Annotated in this window: 2 protein-coding genes; both read left to right on the top strand. The window is 75.2% G+C overall.

Annotated features, from left to right (window positions below):
* Positions 1-2 precede the first annotated feature (2 nt).
* Positions 3-7,754: an amino acid adenylation domain-containing protein gene (locus ACF07S_RS13795; protein ID WP_391974231.1), complete on the top strand. Its 7,752-nt coding sequence runs from the start codon at positions 3-5 to the stop codon at positions 7,752-7,754.
* On the top strand, positions 7,751-16,627 hold the full coding sequence (locus tag ACF07S_RS13790) for an amino acid adenylation domain-containing protein (RefSeq protein ID WP_391974230.1): 8,877 nt from the start codon (positions 7,751-7,753) through the stop codon (positions 16,625-16,627). Before ACF07S_RS13795 ends, ACF07S_RS13790 begins: the two co-directional genes overlap by 4 nt.
* The last annotated feature ends 43 nt before the right edge of the window (positions 16,628-16,670 follow it).

Here is a 16,670-nt window from a genome sequence, read left to right as displayed (position 1 = left end):
CAATGAGCACCGAGCCCTCGTCGCTGGAAGCCGTGCTGCCGCTCACCCCGCTGCAGGAAGGCCTGCTCTTCCACGCGCAGTACGACGAGCAGGACGGACCGGACGTCTACGTCATGCAGCTCGGCATGGACATCGACGGACCGCTCGACGTCCCCGCCCTGCACACCGCCGCCCGGGCCCTGCTCCAGCGGCACGGCAACCTGCGCGCGGGCTTCCGGGACGACGGGGCACGCCCCCTGCAGTTCATCCCGGTGACGGCCGAGCCGCCCTGGCGGGAGGTCGACCTGACCGGCCTGCCCGAGCCGGAGCGGGACACCGCGCTGCGCGAGGTCACCGAGCGGGACCGGGCCGCCCGTTTCGACCTGCACCGGCCGCCGCTGCTGCGGTTCACCGTCGTGCGCACCGCGCCGCTGCGGCACCGGCTGCTGGTCACCAACCACCACATCCTGCTGGACGGCTGGTCGGCGCCGGTCCTGGTGCGGGAGCTGTTCGAGCTGTACGCGGCCGGCGGTGACCCGGCGGCGCTGCCCCCGGTGACGCCGTACCGCTACCACCTGGGATGGCTCGCCAAGCGGGACCGCGCCGCCGCCGGCCGCGCCTGGCGGCGGGCGCTCGACGGGATCGACGGGCCGACCCTGCTGGCCGCCCTGCCCGACGACCGCTCCGCCGCCGTGCTGCCCAGCAAGGTCAGCGCCCGGCTGTCGCAGGAGAGCACCGACCGGCTCACCGGGCGGGTGCGCGAACTCGGCCTCACCCTCAACACCGTCGTGCAGGCCGCCTGGGGGCTGCTGCTGGGCCGGCTGACCGACCGCACCGACGTCACCTTCGGCATGACCCTCGCCGGCCGGCCGCCGGAGATCCCCGGCGTGCACACCATGGTCGGCCTGTTCCTCAACACCGTGCCGGTACGGGTCCGCCTCGAGCACGACGAGACGCTGCTCGCGCTGTGCCGGCGGCTCCAGGACGAGCAACGCGTCCTGATGGAACACCAGTTCCTCGGGCTCGCGGAGATCCAGCGGGCGGCCGGGCACGGCGACCTCTTCGACACCCTCACCGTCACGGAGAACTTCCCCGTCGACCCGGCGGCGCTCACCCTCCCCGGCGGGCTCTCGGTCGCCGGGGTGTTCTCCACCGACGGCGCGCACTACCCGCTCGCCCTCATGGTCATCCCCGGCACCGAGCTGGAGCTGCGCTTCACCTACCGCGCCGACGCGTTCGACGAGGCCCGCATGGAGGCGTACAGCCGCGCGCTGACCGCCGTCCTGGAGTCCTTCGTCGCCGACCCGTCCGTGACCGCCGGCGCGGTCGACGTGCTGGACGCCGGGGAACGGTCCCGGCTGCTGCGGGAGTGGAGCCCGCCGCCCGTCCCCGCCGAGGCCCGCACCCTGCCGGAACTGCTGGCGCTGCGCACCGCCGAGAACCCGGACCGGGAGGCGCTGGTGTGCGGCGGCCTCTCGCTGACCTACGCGGAACTGACCGACCGGGTGGAGCGGATCGCCGCCTGGCTGCGCGAGCGCGGGGTGCGCGACGAGGAACCCGTCGGCATCTCCATGGAGCGCTCCGCCGAGTACGTCCTCGCCGTGCTGGGCGTGATCCGCGCGGGCGCCGTGTACGTCCCGCTCGACCGGCGCTGGCCCGCCGCCCGGCGCGAACACGTCCTCGCCGACAGCGGCATCTCGCTGATCCTGGAACAGGGCGACCTGCCCGCCCACCACCCGCTGCCCGAGGGCGGCGTGCCGATGCCGCCCGGCGCCGGACGCGTCGCGTACATCATGTACACCTCCGGCTCGACCGGCCGCCCGAAGGGCGTCGCCGTCACCCACCGGGGCATCGGCGACCTGGCCGCCGACGGCCTGTTCGCGTCCGGCGCGCAGGAGCGGGTGCTGCTCCAGTCGGCGCACGCCTTCGACGCCTCGACCTACCAGATGTGGATCCCGCTGCTGAACGGCGCCACCCTGGTCGTCGGCCCGCCCGGCGAACCGGACATCGCCACCATCGGCCGCACCCTCGTCGAGGACCGGATCACCGCCACCCTGTTCACCACCGGCCTGTTCCGGCTGATCGCCGCCGAGGCACCCGAGACCTTCCGGCCGCTGCGCGAGGTGTGGACCGGCGGCGAGGTGCTGCCCGCCGCCTCCGTGCGCCAGGTCCTGGACGCCTGCCCGGACATCACGGTCGTCAACGCCTACGGACCGACCGAGGTCACCGTCATGGCCGCCGCGCACCGGCTGCCGGCGGGCGGACCCGTACCGGAACCGGTGCCCATCGGCCGCCCCCTCGACGGCAAGCGCGTCCTCGTCCTCGACAGCGGCCTGCGGCTGTGCCCGCCCGGCGTCGCGGGCGAGCTGTACGTCGCCGGCGTCGGCCTGGCCCGCGGCTACGTCGGCCGCGCCGACCTGACCGCCGAGCGGTTCGTCGCCGACCCGTACGGGGAGCCGGGCGCCCGGCTGTACCGCACCGGCGACGTGGTGCGCTGGCGCGAGGACGGCCTGCTGGAGTTCGTGGGCCGGAGCGACAACCAGGTGAAGCTGCGCGGCTTCCGCATCGAACCGGGCGAGATCGAGGCCGTGCTCGCCGGGCACCCCGCCGTCGGCCAGATCGCCGTCACCGTCCGCGAGGACCGGCCCGGAGTGCGCCAGCTGGTCGGCTACGCCGTCCCGGCCGCCGGCGTCCTGCTGGACACCGGGGAACTGCGGACCTGGGCGGCCGAACGGCTGCCCGACTACATGGTGCCCCGGCCCGTCGTCGTCCTGGACGCGCTGCCGCTGACCACCAACGGCAAGCTGGACGTCCGCGCGCTGCCCGCGCCCGAGCACACCGAGGAGGAGACCAGACGACCGCGCACCCCGCACGAGGAGCTGCTGTGCGGGCTGTTCGCCGAGGTGCTCGGCCTCGAGTCGGTCTCCGTGCACGACAACTTCTTCGAACGGGGCGGGCATTCGCTGCTCGCCACCCGCCTGGTCAGCCGGGTCCGCTCGGTGCTCGGCGTCGAACTGCCCATCCGCCGGGTCTTCGAGGAGCCGACCGTGGCCGCGCTCGCCGCCCGGCTCACCGACACTCCGGCGGCGGCCCGGCCCGCGCTGCGCCCGGCGGACCGCCCGGAGCGGGTGCCGCTGTCCTTCGCCCAGCGCAGGCTCTGGTTCCTCAACCGCATGGAGGGGCCGAGCGCCACCTACAACATCCCGTTCGCCGTACGCCTGTCCGGCGCGCTGGACACGGCGGCGCTGACCGCCGCGTTCAACGACGTGGTCGCCCGGCACGAGGCGCTGCGCACCGTGTTCCCGGACACCGACGGCGAACCCTGGCAGCAGGTCCTGCCCGCCGGGCGGGCCCTCGTGGACATCGAGGTCTCCGACGTCGCCGGGGCCGGCCTGCCCGCCGCCCTGCACGCGGCCGGCACGGCCGGCTTCGACCTCGCCGTCGACCTGCCGGTGCGGGGGTGGCTGTTCCGGCTCGCCCCCGACGAGCACGTGTTCTGCGTGGTCGTGCACCACATCGCCGGCGACGGCTGGTCCCAGGCGCCGCTGGTCCGCGACCTGTCGACGGCCTACCGGGCCCGCCTCGACGGCACCGCCCCCGACTGGCGGCCGCTGCCGGTGCAGTACGCCGACTACGCGCTCTGGCAGCGCGAACTGCTCGGCGACGAGAACGCCGACGACAGCCAGGCCGCGGCCCAGCTGGCCTACTGGAGCGAGCGTCTGGCCGGCGCCCCGCAGGAGCTGGAACTCCCCACGGACCGGCCCCGCCCGGCGGTCGCCGGCCACGAGGGCGGCGCCGTGCCGGTGCGCGTCGACGCCGCGCTCACCGAGCAGCTGCGGGCGCTCGCCGCGAAGACCGACACCACGCCCTTCATGGTGTTCCAGGCCGCCCTGGCCGCGCTGCTGTCCCGGCTCGGCGCCGGCGACGACATCCCGATCGGCACCCCGGTCGCCGGCCGCACCGACGCGGCGGCCGACGACCTGATCGGATTCTTCGTCAACACCCTGGTGCTGCGCACCGACGTCTCCGGCGACCCGAGTTTCGTCGAACTGCTGCGCAGGGCCCGGGCGGCCGCGCTGGGCGCCTACGCCCACCAGGACCTGCCGTTCGAGCGGCTGGTCGACCTGGTCGGCGCCGACCGCTCGCTGTCCCACAACCCCCTGTTCCAGGTGATCCTGGCCTACCAGAACAACGACCTGCGCGAGGTCGAACTGCCCGGCCTGCGGGTCACCCCGCACGAGATGCTGCTGCCGGTCGCCAAGGTGGACCTGGAACTCACCCTGGTCGAGGACAGCGCCGGAGACGGCATCTCCGGACTGCTGAACTACGCGACCGACCTGTTCGACCGGAGCAGCGCGGAGCGCATCGCCGCACACCTGGTGGCCCTGCTGCGGGCCGCCGTCGCCGACCCGGCCCGGCCGGTGCGCGCGCTGGAGATCCTGCCGCCCGCACAGCGCGAGCAGCTGCTCACCGGCTGGAACGACACCGCCCGTACGGTGCCCGTGGGCACCGTGGCGGAGCTGTTCGCCGAGCGGGCCGCCGCCCACGCCACCCGGCCCGCGGTCGTCTCCGACACGGCCACCGTGGACTACGCCACGCTCGCCGGCCGGGTCAACCGGCTCGCCCGGCTGCTCATCGAGCGCGGGGCGGGACCGGAGGACCGGGTCGCGCTCGTCCTGCCGCGGTCCCTGGACCTCACCACCGCCCTGCTCGCGGTGATGACCGCCGGCGCCGCCTACGTACCGGTCGACCCGAACCACCCCGCCGACCGCATCGAGTACATGCTCACCGACGGCGACCCGGTGCTCGTGGTCACCCTCACCGGGCTGGCGGACCGGCTGCCGGACCAGATCGCCGAGCCGGTCTTCCTGGACGGCCCCGGGGTCGCCGAGGCACTCGCCCGCCACTCCGGGGCCGAGGTCACCGACGCCGACCGGCGGGCCCCGCTCTCCGTCGACCACCCCGCCTACGTGATCTACACCTCCGGGTCCACCGGCCGCCCCAAGGGCGTCGTCGTCGGGCACCGGGGACTGGGCAGCCTGGCCGCCTGGCAGGCCGGCCACCTCGGCGTGAGCGAACACAGCAGGGTCGGGCAGTTCGCCGCGCCCAGCTTCGACGCCGCCGCCTGGGAGACGGTGATGGCGCTGCTCAACGGCGCCACCCTGGTGCTGGCCCCCGCCGACGGGCCGGTCCTCGGCGACGCCCTCACCGCCTTCCTGCGCGAGCGGGCCGTCACCCACGCCACCCTGACCCCGACCGCCCTGTCCGGCGCCGACCCGGAGACGGCGCCCGACGGCCTGACCCTGGTGCTCGCCGGCGAGGCCGTCCCCCGCGAGCTGGTGGCCCGCTGGGCGCCCGGCCGCCGGGTGGTCAACGCCTACGGCCCCACCGAGACCACCGTGTGCGCCACGGCGTCCGGCCCGGTGGACGGCACCGTCACCCCGCCCATCGGCGGGCCCATCGCCAACACCCGGGTCCACGTCCTGGACGGCGCGCTCAACCTGTGCCCGGTCGGCGTCGCGGGCGAACTGTACGTGGCGGGCACCGGACTGGCGCGCGGCTACCTGGCGCGCCCCGGGCTGACGGCGGAGCGGTTCGTCGCCGACCCGTTCGGCGCGCCCGGCGCCCGGCTGTACCGCACCGGCGACGTGGTGCGGTGGCGGGCCGACGGCACGCTGGAGTTCGTCGGCCGCCGGGACGACCAGGTCAAGCTGCGCGGCTTCCGCATCGAACTCGGCGAGGTCGAGGCGGCGGTGGCCGGCTGCCCCGGGGTGGACACCGCCGCGGTCGTCGTCCGCGAGGACCGGCCCGGAGTACGGCAGCTGGTCGCCTACGCGGTACCGGACGACGGCGCCGACTGCGCGCCCGACGCCGTACGCGCCCACGCGGCCGGGCGGCTGCCGGAGTACATGGTGCCGCAGGCGGTCGTCGTCCTGGACGCGCTGCCGCTGACCGTGAACGGCAAGCTGGACCACGCGGCGCTGCCCGCGCCCGAGTTCGGCGGCGACGACGGCGGCCGGGCGGCGGCGACCGACGCGGAGAAGATCGTCGCCGAGGCGTTCCGCGAGGTCCTGGGACTGTCGGAGGTCGGCGTCGACACCGGCTTCTTCGAACTCGGCGGCGACAGCATCGTCTCCATCAAGCTGGTCGGCCTGGTCCGCAGGGGCGGCCTGGTCATCACGCCCCGGGACGTGTTCGAGCACAAGACCGTGGCGGGCCTCGCGGCCGTCGCGCGCAGCGTGGACGACCTGCCCGAGCAGGACCCGGACGCCGGCATCGGCGAGGTGCCGCTCACCCCGATGACCCACTGGCTGCGCGAACTGGGCGGCCGCACCGAACGCTTCCACCAGTCGGTGCTGCTGCGGGTGCCCGCGGGGCTCGGCCGGGAGCCGCTGACCACCGCCGTGGGCACCGTGCTCGACCACCACGACGCGCTGCGGCTGCGGCTGTCGGACACGGCGGGCCAGTGGTCGTACGAGGTACGGGCGCGCGGCGCGGTCGACGCCGGTGGCTGCGTCACCCGGGTCGACGTCACCGGCGCCGGGCCCGGGGAACTGCGGGCCGCGATCGCGCACCACGCCGAGCGGGCCGTCGGCGAACTGGCGCCGGCGGACGGCGAGATGCTGCGGGTGGTCTGGTTCGACGCCGGGGCGGACGCCCCGGGCCGGCTGCTGCTCGTCGCCCACCACCTGGTGGTCGACGGGGTGTCCTGGCGGATCCTGGTGCCCGACCTGGCCGCCGCCTGGCAGGCCGCCGCGTCCGGCACCGAGGCCGCGCTGGAGCCGGTCGGCACGGCGTGGCGGCGCTGGGCCCAGTGGCTCGGCGAACTGGCCGTGCAGCCCGCCCGGGCCGCGCAGGTCGCCTGGTGGGCGGACCAGCTGCGCGACGAGGACGTGCCGGTGACCGCCGAGAAGCGCGACCCGGCCCTCGACACCATGGGCACCCAGGACGCGCTCGCCCTCACCCTGCCCGAAGAGGTCACCGAGCGGCTGCTGACCGCCGTACCGGCCGCGGCCCGCTGCTCGGTGGAGGACGTGTTCCTGACGGCGTTCGCCCTCGCGGTCGCCGACTGGCGCAGGCGGCGCGGACTCGGCGCCGGCACCTCCGTGCTGGTGGACGTCGAACGCCACGGCCGGCAGATACCGCCCGGCCACGACCTCGACGTCTCCCGCACGGTCGGCTGGTTCACCAGCCTCGCCCCGGTGCGCCTCGACCCCGGGCCGGTCTCCTGGGGCCAGGTGTTCACCAGTTCCTCCGCCCTGCACAAGGCGCTCTCCCGGGTCAAGGAGACCCTGCGCGAGATGCCCGACGAGGGCGTCGGATACGGCCTGCTGCGCCACCTCAACCCGCGTACCCGCGACGAGCTGGCCGCCTGCGAACCGCCCCAGTTCGGCTTCAACTACCTGGGCCGCACGGTGGTCTCCGACGAGTCGGCCGGGGACGACTGGAGCATGTCGGCCGACGGCGAGGTGCTGCGCGAACTGGGCGGCGGCGACCCGCACATGCCGGCCCCGCACGCGGTCTCCCTCAACGTGGTCGTCGAGGACGGACCGGCCGGACCGCGCCTGGTCGCCAACTGGACCTGGCCACGCCGCCTGCTGGAACCCGACGAACCGCGCCGGCTGGCCGAGGGCTGGTTCCGCGCGCTCACCGCCCTCGCCGACCACGCGGCGGAGGAACGGCCCGCCGGCCTCACCCCCTCGGACCTGTCACTGATCGACCTCGAACTCGACGACCTCGGGGTGCTGGAAGCGGAATGGAGGAAGACCCAGTGAGCAGCAACGACCTCTTCGAGGACATCCTTCCCCTGGCACCACTGCAGGAAGGGATGCTCTTCCACGCGACCTACGACCAGGACGCCCTGGACGTCTACACCGTCCGGCTGGCCATCGACTTCGAGGGCCCCTTCGACCTGGACGTCTTCCGCGACGCGGTACGCGCTCTGCTGGTCCGCCGGAGCAACCTGCGGGCCGGGTTCCTCTCGGAGAACCTGAGCAGGCCGGTCAGCGTCGTCCCGCGCGCGTTCGAGACCCCGGTCGTCGTGCACGACCTGTCCGGCCTCGGCGCGGACGAACGGACGGCGCGGCTCACCGCACTGGACGCGGCCGAGCGGGCCGTGCGCTTCGACCTCACCGCCCCGCCGCTGCTGCGGTTCACCGTGGTGCGGCTGGCCGAGGACGGCTGGCGGCTGATGTTCGCCTGCCACCACATCCTGCTGGACGGCTGGTCCATGCCGATCGTGCTCGGCGAACTGTTCGCGCTGTACGGCGCGCGCGGGGCCGCCTCCGCCCTGCCGCCCGCCGCCCCCTTCAAGCTGTACCTGGCGTGGCTGCGCAAGCAGGACAAGGAGCGGAGCCTGGCGGCCTGGCGGTCCGCGCTCGACGGCCTGCGCGGCCCCACCCTGGTCGCCCCCGACGCCGACGGCACCGTGGCGGCGCTGCCCGGCCGGGTCACCGCCGACCTGCCCGCCGGAGCGAGCGCGCGCCTGACCGCGCTCGCCCGCAGGCTGGGCATCACCGTCAACACCGCGGTGCAGGTCGCCTGGGGCCTGCTGCTGTCCCGGCTCACCGGCTCCGAGGACGTCGTCTTCGGCGCGACCGTCTCCGGGCGCCCGCCCGAGCTCGAGGGCGTCGAGACGATGGTCGGCCTGTTCATCAACACGGTGCCGGTGCGCGTCCGGCTCGCCGCCGGCGAGACCCTGCGCGACCTGCTGCTGCGGGTCCAGGACGAGCAGTCCGCCCTCCTGGACCACCACTACCTCGGACTGACCGAGGTCCAGCGCGCGGCGGGCCACGGCCGCCTCTTCGACAGCCTGGTCGCCTTCGAGAGCTACCCGGTGGACGCGGACTCGCTGCAGTCGTCGATCGGCGGTCTCACCGTGACCGGCGTCTCCGGCGACGACGCCACGCACTACCCGCTGACGCTGATCGTCGTACCCGGCGAGCGCCTGCAACTGCGTCTCGGTCATCAGGGGAGCCTGTTCACCCCCGAGGCCGCCGGTGCTCTGCTGGACGCGCTGGAACGCCTGCTGACGGGCGTCGCCGACGACGACACGCCGGCGGTGACCGACGCGCTGGCGGCGGTCGCCGTGCCCGAGGGGTGGCCGGCCGCCGCGGAGAGCGCCGGGGGCGCCGGCCCGTCGGTGTCCGACCTGACCGTCGTCTCCGGCGGGGGCCGGGCGCCGAGGACACCGCACGAGGAGGTCCTGTGCGGGCTGTTCGCCGAGGCCCTCGGCGTGCCCCAGGTCTCCATCGACGACAACTTCTTCGACCTGGGCGGCCATTCGCTGCTCGCCACCCGGCTGGTCAGCCGGGTGCGCAGCGTCTTCGACATCGAACTGCCGGTGCGTGCCCTGTTCGACGCGCAGACGGTGGCGGCGCTCGCGGAGCGGGTGGCCGGTTCGGCGGCGGGCGGACGTCCGCCGGTGCGCGCGGCCGAGGTGCGTCCCGAGCGGGTGCCGTTGTCGTTCGCCCAGCGGCGGCTGTGGTTCCTGAACCGGATGGAGGGGCCGAGCGGGACGTACAACATCCCGCTGGCGGTCCGGCTGTCCGGCGCCCTGGACGTGGCGGCGCTGCGGCACGCCCTGGTGGACGTCGTGGGGCGGCACGAGTCGCTGCGCACGGTGTTCCCGGACGTGGACGGGGAGCCCTGGCAGGAGGTGGTGCCCGTCGCCGGGGTGGCCCTGCCGCTGGAGGTCGTCGAGGTGACCGAGGAAGGTCTGAAGCGGGCGCTGGCGTCGGCCGCCGCGGCCGGCTTCGACCTGGCGGCGGACCTGCCGGTGCGGGCGTCGCTGTTCCGGGTCACCGAGTCCGAGCACGTGCTGTGCGTCGTGATGCACCACATCGCGGGCGACGGCTGGTCGCAGGCCCCGCTGGCGCGGGATCTGGGCGCGGCCTACCGGGCGCGGACCGCAGGTGCGGCCCCCGACTGGCAGCCGCTGCCGGTGCAGTACGCGGACTACGCGCTGTGGCAGCGGGACGTGCTCGGCGGCGAGGAGGACGAGGACTCGCCGATCGCGGGACAACTGGCGTACTGGCGGGAGGCGTTGCAGGGTCTCCCGGACGAGCTGAGGCTTCCGGTGGACCGGGCGCGTCCGGCGGTGGCGTCGTACCGCGGCGGTCTGGTGTCGGTGGAGCTGGGTGCCCGCCTGCACCGGGACCTGGTGGGTCTGGCGCGCTCGACGCGCTCGAGCCTGTTCATGGTGCTGCAGGCCGGTGTGGCGGGGCTGCTGTCCCGGCTGGGCGCGGGAGAGGACGTTCCGCTGGGGACGGCGATCGCGGGCCGTACGGACGCGGCGCTGGACGAGCTGGTCGGGTTCTTCGTGAACACGCTGGTGCTGCGCACCGACGTGTCGGGGGACCCGGGGTTCAAGGATCTGGTGGAGCGGGTCCGGGTGACGGACCTGGCGGCGTACGCGCATCAGGACCTGCCGTTCGAGCAGCTGGTGCACGCGGTGCAGCCGGCGCGGTCGCTGGCGCGGCACCCGCTGTTCCAGGTGATGATCGTGCTGCAGAACAACGCGGTCGCCTCGCTGGACCTGCCCGGTCTGACCGCCCGCCCGATCGACGGCGAGATCGGGGCGGCGAAGTTCGACCTCGGCTTCAACTTCGTCGAGCGCAAGGACGCCACGGGCGCGCCCGCCGGTATCGAGGTGACGGTCGAGTACAGCGCCGACCTGTTCGACGAGGACACGGTCGCCACCCTCGGCAGGCGTCTGATGCGCATGCTGACGCTGGCCGTCGCCGACCCCGCCATGCCGCTGAGCCGGCTCGACCTGCTCGAACCGCGCGAGTGGCAGCAGCTGCTGACCGGCCGGCCCGGCATCGGGCACGCCGACGGACCCGAACCCTCCGACACCCTCGTCGGGCTCTTCGCGGCGCAGGCGGCGCGCACCCCGGACCGGCCCGCGGTCCTCGCCGAGGACGCCGAACTGAGCTACGCCGAACTCGACGAGCGCTCCGCCCGGCTGGCCGGACTGCTCGCCGCCCGCGGCGTGCGCCGCGGCGACGTCGTCGCCGTCGCCGTGCCCCGCTCGGCCGCCCTCACCGTCGGGCACCTGGCGGTGCTGCGGGCCGGCGCCGTCTGCCTGCCGGTCCGGCCGGACGACCCGGCCGAGCGGATCGCCCGCGTCCTCGCCAAGGTGGCGCCCGCCGCCGTCCTCACCACGCGGGACGCGGCCCGCGCGCTGCCCGCGACCGTGCCCCGGACGGTGCTGGTCGACGACCCCGCGGCCGTGCACGCGGCCCCGGTCCGCGAGCTGCCGGCGCCGCTGCCGGACGCACCCGCCTACCTGATCCACACGCCCGGCGCGAGGAACGTCCTCGTGCCCCACCGGGGCGTCGTGAACCGGCTGCTGTGGACGCGCGACACCTACGGCCTCGGCCCCGACGACCGGGTGCTGCACAAGGCCCACGAGGACCTCGACGTCTGCGTCTGGGAGCAGTTCGCCCCGCTGGCCGCCGGCTCCGCCCAGGTGGTCGCCGGGCCCGGCCGCGACCGCGACCCGGTCCACCTGGCCCGGCTGATCCGCCGCGCCGGCGTGACCACGGTGTACTTCGCGCCGTCGATGCTGGAGGTGTTCCTCGCCGAGCCGGAGGCCGCCCACTGCACCGGACTGCGCCGCGTGCTGTGCGGCGGCGAGCCCCTGCCCGTCGGTCCGCCCGACCGGTTCCGGGCCCTGCCGGCCGGAGCGGAACTGCACGTCCTGCACGGTCCCACGGAGTCCTCCGACGCCCTGGCCTGGGACGGCACCACCGGCACGGCCGTCGCCCACCCGCCGGCGGGCCGGCCGGTCCGCAACACCCGCGTCCACGTCCTCGACGCGCACCTCGCCCCGCTGCCCGCCGGCAGCGCCGGCGAACTCTACGTGGGCGGCGCGCAGGTGGCGCACGGCTACCTCGGCCGCCCGGACCTGACGGCGGAACGGTTCGTGGCCGACCCGTACGGCCCGCCCGGCTCCCGGCTCTTCCGCACCGGCGACCTGGCCCGGATCACCCGGGACGGGACGGTCGAGCTCCTCGGGCGCACCGACGACCGGATCACCGTCGGCGGCCGGCCCGTCGAACCCGCCGAGATCGAGCACGTCCTCACCCGGCACCCCGCCGTGGGCGCCGCGCTCGTGACCGCCCGCCCGGGCCCCACCGGCACGACCGTGCTGGTCGCCCACCACGTGCCCGCCGACCCGGCGGCCCCGGCGGACGCCGAGACGCTGCGCGCGCACACCGCGGCCGTGCTCCCCGAGTACGCCGTCCCCGCCCACTACCTGGCCCTCGACGCCTTCCCGCGCACCGCCGACGGCCGGATCGACCGCGAGGCGCTGCCCGAGCCCCACCACAGCACCTCCCGCGCCCCGCGCAACGACATCGAGCGCACCCTGTGCGGACTCTTCGCCGACCTGCTCGGCAAGCCCGTCACCGGCATCGACGACAGCTTCTTCGACCTGGGCGGCCACTCCCTGCTCGCCACCCGGCTGGTCAGCCGGGTCCGTTCCACCTTCGGCATCGAACTGCCCTTCCGGGACATCTTCGACGCGCAGACGGTGGCCGCGCTCGCGGAGCGGGTGGCCGACTCCTCGACGGGCGGACGACCGCCGGTGCGCGCGGTGGCGGAGCGCCCGGAGCGGGTGCCCCTGGCCTTCGCCCAGCGGCGGCTGTGGTTCCTGAACCGGATGGAGGGGCCGAGCGGGACGTACAACGTCCCGCTGGCGGTCCGGCTCTCCGGCTCGCTCGACGTGGCGGCGCTCGCCGCCGCGGTCGAGGACGTGGTCGCCCGGCACGAGGCCCTGCGCACCGTGTTCCCCGAGACCGACGGCGAACCGTGGCAGCGGATCGTCCCGGCCGCGGAGGCCACCGTGCCCTTCGAGGTCGTCGAGGTGACCGAGGAGGCCCTGGAACCGGCGCTGGCGTCGGCCGCCGCGGCCGGCTTCGACCTGGCGGCGGACCTGCCGGTGCGGGCGTCGCTGTTCCGGGTCACCGAGTCCGAGCACGTGCTGTGCGTCGTGATGCACCACATCGCGGGCGACGGCTGGTCGCAGGCCCCGCTGGGGCGTGACCTCGCCGCCGCCTACCGCGCGCGCCTCGCGGGCACCGCGCCCGACTGGCAGCCGCTGCCGGTGCAGTACGCGGACTACGCGCTGTGGCAGCGGGACGTGCTCGGCGACGAGGAGGACGAGGACTCGCCGATCGCACAGCAGTCGGCCTACTGGCGCGAGGCGCTGGAAGGGCTGCCGGACGAGCTGGTCCTTCCGGTGGACCGGCCGCGTCCGGCGGTGGCGTCGTACCGCGGCGGTCTGGTGTCGGTGGAGCTGGATGCCCGCCTGCACCGGGACCTGACGGACCTGGCGCGCTCGACGCGCTCGAGCCTGTTCATGGTGCTGCAGGCCGGTGTGGCGGGGCTGCTGTCCCGGCTGGGCGCGGGAGAGGACGTTCCGCTGGGGACGGCGATCGCGGGCCGTACGGACGCGGCGCTGGACGAGCTGGTCGGGTTCTTCGTGAACACGCTGGTGCTGCGCACCGACGTGTCGGGGGACCCGGGGTTCAAGGATCTGGTGGAGCGGGTCCGGGTGACGGACCTGGCGGCGTACGCGCATCAGGACCTGCCGTTCGAGCAGCTGGTGCACGCGGTGCAGCCGGCGCGGTCGCTGGCGCGGCACCCGCTGTTCCAGGTGATGATCGTGCTGCAGAACAACGCGGTCGCCTCGCTGGACCTGCCCGGTCTGACCGCCCGCCCGATCGACGGCGAGACCTCCGCCGCGAAGTTCGACCTCGGCTTCAACTTCGTCGAACGCACCGACCTGGACGGCGCCCCGGCCGGCATCGACGTCTCCATCGAGTACAGCACCGACCTGTTCGACGCCGGCACCGTGCGGCTCATCGGCGAACGGCTCGCCCGGCTGCTCACCACCGGCGTGGCCGAGCCGGCGACGCCGCTCACCCGGATCGACCTCCTCGACGCCGCCGAGCGGGAGCTGCTGCTCACCGGCTTCAACGACACCGCCCGCCCGCTCGACCTGCCCGCCGCGACGGCATCCGGCTTCGCGCCGGAGACCCTCGCGGGGCTCTTCGCGGCGCAGGCGGCGCGCACCCCGGACCGGCCCGCGGTCCTCGCCGAGGACGCCGAACTGAGCTACGCCGAACTCGACGAGCGCTCCGCCCGGCTGGCCGCGCTGCTCGCCGCCCGCGGCGTGCGCCGCGGCGACGTCGTCGCCGTCGCCGTGCCCCGCTCGGCCGCCCTCACCGTGGCCCTGCTCGCCGCGACCAAGGCGGGCGCCGCCTATCTGCCCGTGGAGACCGACTACCCGGCCGAGCGCATCGCCTACATCCTCGGCGACGCCCGCCCGGCCGTCCTGGTCACCACCGCGGAGGCGCTGCGCGCCCTGCCCGAGGGCGTCAAGGGCACCGTCCGGCACCTCGTCGTACTGGACGACCTCGGCACCGACTGGGAACTGGCGGCCGTACCCGCCGACGCGCTGGGGGCGCTGCCCGGGCCGCTGCCGCAGTCGCCCGCCTACGTCATCTACACCTCCGGCTCCACCGGCCGCCCCAAGGGCGTCGTCGTGCCCCACCGGGGCATCGTGAACCGGCTGCTGTGGATGCAGGACGCCTACGGCCTCGGCCCCGACGACCGCGTGCTGCAGAAGACGCCGTCCGGGTTCGACGTCTCCGTCTGGGAGTTCTTCTGGCCGCTGGTGACCGGCTCGGTCCAGGTCGCCGCCCGCCCCGGAGGCCACCGGGACCCCGCCTACCTGGCCCGGATCCTCCAGGACGCGGCCATCACCACCGTGCACTTCGTGCCGTCGATGCTGGAGGTGTTCCTCGCCGAACCGGAGGCGGCCCGCTGCACCGGGCTGCGCCGCGTGCTGTGCAGCGGCGAAGCCCTGCCGGCCGGCCTGCGCGACCGGTTCCGGGCCGTGCTCGGCGGTGTGGAACTGCACAACCTCTACGGCCCCACCGAGGCCTCCGTCGACGTCACCGCCTGGGACTGCGCCACCGCCCCGGACACCGCGTCCGTGCCGATCGGCCGGCCCGTCTGGAACACCCGCACCTACGTGCTGGACGCCGCCCTCACCCCGGCCCCGCCCGGAAGCAGCGGCGAACTGTACCTGGGCGGCGTGCAGCTGGCGCACGGCTACCTCGGCCGGCCCGACCTGACGGCGGAACGGTTCGTGGCCGACCCGTACGGTCCGCCCGGCTCCCGGCTCTACCGCACCGGGGACGTCGCCCGGATCACCCGGGACGGGGTCATCGAGTTCCTCGGCCGTACCGACGACCAGGTGAAGATCCGCGGGCAGCGCATCGAGCCGGGCGAAATCGAGCACGCCCTCACCCGGCACCCCCGCGTCGGCAGCGCCGTCGTGAGCGCGCACCGGGACCCGTCGGGCGACACCCGCCTCGCCGCGTACGTCACCGCCGCCGACCCGGCCGCGCCCGTGGAGCCGGAGGAGCTGCGGGACCATCTCGCCGCCCTGCTGCCCGACCACATGGTGCCCGCCCACTACGCGGTCATCGACGCCGTGCCGGTCACCCCGAACGGCAAGGTCGACAAGAAGGCGCTGCCGGCGCCGCGCCTGCTCGACCGCGGGCCCGGCCGCGCGCCGCGCGACGGGACCGAGACGGCCCTCTGCGAGATCTTCGCCGAACTGCTCGGCCACGACACGGTCCACATCGACGACAACTTCTTCGAGCTCGGCGGCCACTCGCTGCTCGCCACCAAGCTCATCAGCCGCGTCCGGGACCGGCTCGGGGCGGAGATGTCGGTGGTGTCGATCTTCGAGGCGCCGACCGTGGCGACCCTCGCCGGGCGCCTCGGCCGGGACGGCGCGCCGGGCCCCACCGCCCCGCTGCTGACCCTGCGCCCCGGCGGCACGGACACCCCGCTGTTCTGCGTGCACCCGCTCGGCGGGCTCAGCTGGCCCTACGCCGGTCTCGCCGAACACCTGCCGGCCGAGGTCGGACTGTACGGCCTGCAGGCCGTCGGGCTCGAGGGCGACGACCCGCTGCCGGCGTCGCTGGAGGAGATGGCGGACGACTACGTGGCCCGCGTCCGCGCGGTCCGGCCGGAGGGCCCGTACCGGCTGCTCGGCTGGTCGCTCGGCGGGCGGATCGCGCACGCCATGGCCGTGCGCCTGGAGGCCGCGGGGCAGGAGGTGGAGCTGCTCGCCCTGCTGGACGCCTACCCGAGCACCACGGCCGACACCGGCGCGCGCTTCTCCGAGCGGGAGTTCCTCGAGGGCGTCCTCTCCGCGGCCGGCCTGGACGCGGCCGGGCTCGACGGCCCGGTCGACGTCGACACGGTCATGGCGGCGGTGCGGTCCACCGGCAACGACCTGGCGGGTCTGACGGCGGATCAGCTGCGGCGGCTCCAGCGGGTGATGGCGAACAGCTTCCGCCTCGACGGGGCCGCGCTCACCGGGCGCTGCCGGGCCGGCGCGGTGATGTTCGCCGCGACCCTCGACCCGGCCGGCGACCCCGACCACTGGCGGGACCACGTCGACGGCGGTCTGGAGATCCACACCGTCGCCGTCGGTCACAACGATCTGATGCGGCCCGAACCGCTCGCCGAGATCGGGGCGGTGCTGGCGAAGAAGCTGTCCCGCGACGCCCGCGACCCGCACGACGCCCGCGCCCCCCGTACGGAAACCGGCGCCTGACCCGCAACCCAGAGACACAGCACAGCAACTCGCACAGAAAAGG

Source organism: Streptomyces sp. NPDC016640 (genome assembly GCF_043076215.1).
GTDB lineage: Bacteria > Actinomycetota > Actinomycetes > Streptomycetales > Streptomycetaceae > Streptomyces.
Note: the sequence above shows the minus strand (reverse complement) of the source record. Positions and strands in the feature narration are given on the sequence as shown.